Origin of the sequence: Pseudoxanthobacter sp., from assembly GCF_036822375.1 — a bacterium.
Classification (GTDB): Bacteria; Pseudomonadota; Alphaproteobacteria; order Rhizobiales; family Segnochrobactraceae; genus Pseudoxanthobacter.
This window is the reverse complement of record NZ_DAISHT010000008.1, coordinates 1-3,730: the sequence shown is the minus strand read 5'-3', so window position 1 is coordinate 3,730 and position 3,730 is coordinate 1. Positions and strand designations below refer to the sequence as shown.

Annotated in this window: 4 protein-coding genes and 1 pseudogene; 3 read left to right on the top strand and 2 right to left on the bottom strand. The window is 72.1% G+C overall.

Translation table 11 applies throughout. From position 1 onward, the window contains the following. Positions 1-909, top strand: a pseudogene (locus tag V7067_RS01940) (hypothetical protein); the annotation flags it as partial. A 130-nt stretch (positions 910-1,039) separates the two neighbouring features. On the opposite strand, the gene dksA reads toward V7067_RS01940, so the two are convergent. After that, complete coding sequence (gene dksA, locus V7067_RS01935) at positions 1,040-1,456, bottom strand: RNA polymerase-binding protein DksA (protein ID WP_334174185.1); 417 nt, start codon at positions 1,454-1,456, stop codon at positions 1,040-1,042. 269 nt (positions 1,457-1,725) lie between these two features. Between dksA and V7067_RS01930 the strand changes: the two genes are divergently transcribed. Together V7067_RS01930 and V7067_RS01925 are read left to right on the top strand one after the other, a co-directional pair. Beyond that, complete coding sequence (locus tag V7067_RS01930) at positions 1,726-2,280, top strand: histidine phosphatase family protein (protein WP_334174184.1); 555 nt, start codon at positions 1,726-1,728, stop codon at positions 2,278-2,280. Between the two features lie 215 nt (positions 2,281-2,495). Then, positions 2,496-3,104: a DUF1131 domain-containing protein gene (locus V7067_RS01925; protein ID WP_334174183.1), complete on the top strand. Its 609-nt coding sequence runs from the start codon at positions 2,496-2,498 to the stop codon at positions 3,102-3,104. 111 nt (positions 3,105-3,215) lie between these two features. Here the strand turns inward: V7067_RS01925 and V7067_RS01920 are convergent. Continuing rightward, a partial coding sequence (locus V7067_RS01920; protein WP_334174182.1) for an amidase family protein occupies positions 3,216-3,730 on the bottom strand: 515 nt, incomplete at its 5' end.

The window sequence follows — 3,730 nt, the reverse complement described above, 5'->3', positions numbered from 1 at the left end:
CGGCCGCCCCCGCAGCGCGCCGGTACGCCGGGCCGCGCCGCCCCGTTGCTGGAGATCACCGTCATGAGCAGTTGGTTCGAGGCCCTCGGCTTTCCGGCCGGCATCGCCCGGGGGCTGCAGATTCTCATCGCCATCGCCATCGCGGCGGTGCTGGTGCGAATCGCCTGGCGGTTCGGCGGCTGGGCCGTCATGCCGCGCGGGCGCCGCCGGCAGGGCAGCCGGCTGGCGGTGGTCGAGCTGCTGGCGGTGGACGACCGGCGCTCGCTTGCGCTGGTGCGGCGGGACGGTGTGGAGCACCTGCTGCTGATCGGCGGCGCCAACGACCTCGTCGTCGAGGCGGCCATCGGCACCCGCCGGCCGGATGAGGCGCGCCCCGCAGCCGCGCCGTCCCGCGCGGCCCCGCCGGCCGCAGCCCCCGCCTTTGCCGAACCCGCCGCCCCCGCGCTGCGCGCCGCGGCGCCGCCCGAGCCCGCACCGGAGAGGCCGGCCACCGCCCGGCGCCCGGCGGGAAGCGCCCCGCCGGCTGTGGCCGCACCGGTGGCCGCACAGCCCCCGCGCCCGGCCGCCGCGCGCATCCGACCGCCCGCGCCGCCGCTGACGCCCGGCCGCGCCACACCGCGCGCGCCGGCCGAAGGCCGCCTCGATCTCGATGCCTGGGGTGAAGCCCTGCAGGGCGAGGGGCCGGGCGAAACCGCTCCGGCGCTGCCGCCGGCGGGCCATCGCCTGCTGCGCCGCCCGGGCGCACCGGCCGCGGTGGAGCCGTTCCTGCCGGAAGAGCCCTTCGCGCCCCACGAGCCGCCGTTCCTGACCGAGGGCGCCGGGCAGGTGGAAGACGGCCCCGCCCTGCCGCCGGAACCCCGGCTGTTCGAGGGCGATCCGTTCGAGCCCGGCACCCGGCCGCGGCGCTGAGCGGGCCGGCGGCGCCTGTGCGGAAGACGGATGTTCGTGTGCAAAAGAAAAGCCGGCCCGGCAGGGCCGGACCGGCGTTTTTGCTGACCTTTTGCGCACGGCAGATCCGGCCGCACGCAACGAAGGCCGGTTACTCGTCGCGATAGACGCGCTCGCGCCGTTCGTGCCGCTCCTGCGCTTCGATCGAAAGCGTGGCAATCGGCCGGGCGTCGAGACGTTTCAGAGAAATCGGCTCGCCGGTTTCCTCGCAATAGCCATAGGACCCGTCTTCGATCCGTTTCAGGGCCGCATCGATCTTGGCGATCAGTTTGCGCTGGCGATCGCGGGCACGCAGCTCGATCGCCCTGTCGGTTTCCGAAGATGCCCGATCGGCGAGATCGGGATGGTTCTGATTTTCTTCTTGCAGATGATTGAGCGTCTCGCGGCTTTCCTTCAGGATTTCATCCTTCCAGACAAGCAGCTTCCTGCGGAAATACTCCCGCTGGCGCTCATTCATGAACGGCTCACCCTCAATCGGGCGGTAGTCGTCATCAATTTCGACAGCCATGGCGCTCCTCGGCTCGGGCTCAAGGCGCGCTCCTTATAGCGATGACGCCCGCCGCGCACAACGCCGCTTTACGGGCGCCGGTGCCTGCAAATGAGGCACGTCCCTGATTTCTGCCACTGCGGCGGCTGCCGGACGCTCCGGCGGCCGCGCGGGGCACTGGACAGGACCGCTCACTCTTGCCACGCTGGGATGTCTCCGGCCGGGCACCGGCCCGCCGGACCCACCGCCAGATGCACCAGCCCCCCGCCTCAACCGGACTCCGATCCCCCATGCCGCGTCTCCTCCTGCTCCGCCATGCCAAGTCATCTTGGGACGTGCCGGGCCTCGGCGATCACGACCGGCCGCTGAACTCGCGCGGGCGCCATGCCGCGCCGCTGATGGGCCGCCACATCGCCGCCCATGCGCTGCTGCCGGAACGGGTGATCTGCTCCACCGCCCGGCGCACCCGCGAGACGCTGGCCGGCCTGCTGCCGCACTTCGACCGCGAGATGGATATCCGCCTGTCGCGCGCGCTCTATGACAGCGGTTCGGCCGATTACATCGACGTGATCCGTGCGTCGGGCGGCAAGGCGCGCGTGCTGCTGATCATCGGCCACAACCCCGCTCTGCAGGACACCGCGGTCGATCTGGTGGGCGCCGGCAACCCGGCCCTGATCGAGACGGTTGCCACCCACTATCCGACCGCGAGTCTGGCGGTGATCGACTTTCCGCAGAAGACGTGGGCGGAGATTGCCCCCCACAGCGGGCGCATCGTCGCCTTCTTCCAGCCGCGCGAACTGGAGACCGTCGATTCCCCCGGTGCGGCCGCCACCGCCGACGACTGACCGCCGCCGCCCGGCAAAGGCCATCCGCCGAACAAGGCGGCTGGCGAACGAGACGACCGGCGGCGCAACGCTTCGTTAACCAGCAGAAAACCGGCGCCGTGCTAAGGCGCCGCGGTTGGCTTGCCGCAGCCGGCCCGGTAACCCCGCCCCGAGGGCCGGGAAGCCGGTGGCCGCAGGCGGAAAGCCGGTTCCAGTTTCAACACGGAGCAGCCCTCATGGGGTGCATACCCTCTCTGCGCGCCACCCTCGCCGCCACCCTTGCCGGTCTTGCCCTGCTTGCAACGGCCGCCTGCACGCCGGAGACCGGCGCGGGCCGGGAGAGCGAACCGGCTGCCGCGACCGTCAGCGGACCGGCGGTGCGCTTCACCGCGGCCGCCGCCGGCCCCGTCACCCCCGGCACCGCCTACAGCGCTCAGGCGCTGCGCGCGCTGCTGCCGGGCTTTGAGGTGAAGCCGATTCAGACCGCCACCGAGGCCGATGTGACCAGCGCGCTGGCGGCGTTCTCCGGCGGCCTGCAGGTGATGCAGTTCATCCGCGGCAGCGACGGCAAGATCGGTCAGGTGTTCGGCGTGAGCCCGCTGACGGTCGGCCCCGCCGGCGAGCGCCTCGGCATGACACTGAGTCAGCTCGGCATTCCCCGGCAGTCGTGCCGCATGGGCGGCGAGTTGTGGACCGACATGGCGATCTGCCCCTCGCGCGGGGCCGCCAACGTGTCGCTGGTGTTCGCCGTGCCGCAATATCGCGGCCCGCTCGACCAGCTGCCGCCGGCCGCCGAACTCGCCGGGGCGGAACTGCAGCGCCTCATCTGGCGCCCGGCCCGCTGAGCGCGGCCCAAAGCCGAGCGCCGCAAGCCCGAAACGAAAAAGACCCGGCCGGGCCCCTGCCCCGCCGGGTCTTCTGTTTTCAGGCTGCCGGCCGGGGCCGGAGCTCTGCTGTCAGGCCCACCAGCGCGCCGGGGCGAACGAGCCGGCCGCCTTCTCGATGGCGGCGCCGGCGGCAAACAGCGTCTCCTCGCCGAACGGGCGGCCGATAAGCTGCAGGCCCAGCGGCAGACCCTGCGCCGAAAGACCGGCCGGCACCGACAGGCCCGGCAGACCGGCGAGGTTGACGGTAATGGTGAAGACGTCGTTCAGGTACATCTCGACCGGCGACTGCGTGGCGGCAGAGCCGATGGCGAAGGCCGGCGAGGGCGTGGCCGGCGCCAGCACGGCATCGACACCGGCGGCGAAGGCATCCTCGAAGTCCTTCTTCACCAGCGTGCGCACCTTCTGCGCGCGGGCGTAGTAGGCATCGTAATAGCCAGCCGACAGCACATAGGTGCCGACGAGCACGCGGCGGCGCACCTCGGCACCGAAGCCGGCGGCGCGCGTCTTCTCGTACATGCCGACGATGTCCTCGCCGTCGACGCGCACGCCATAGCGCACGCCGTCATAGCGGGCGAGGTTGGAGG

Bases quoted from the DNA above. Each gene is read 5' to 3' on its own strand.
- V7067_RS01930 (WP_334174184.1), top strand. From the start codon at position 1,726: ATGCCGCGTCTCCTCCTGCTCCGCCATGCCAAGTCATCTTGGGACGTG.
- dksA (WP_334174185.1), bottom strand. From the start codon at position 1,456: ATGGCTGTCGAAATTGATGACGACTACCGCCCGATTGAGGGTGAGCCG.
- V7067_RS01925 (WP_334174183.1), top strand. From the start codon at position 2,496: ATGGGGTGCATACCCTCTCTGCGCGCCACCCTCGCCGCCACCCTTGCC.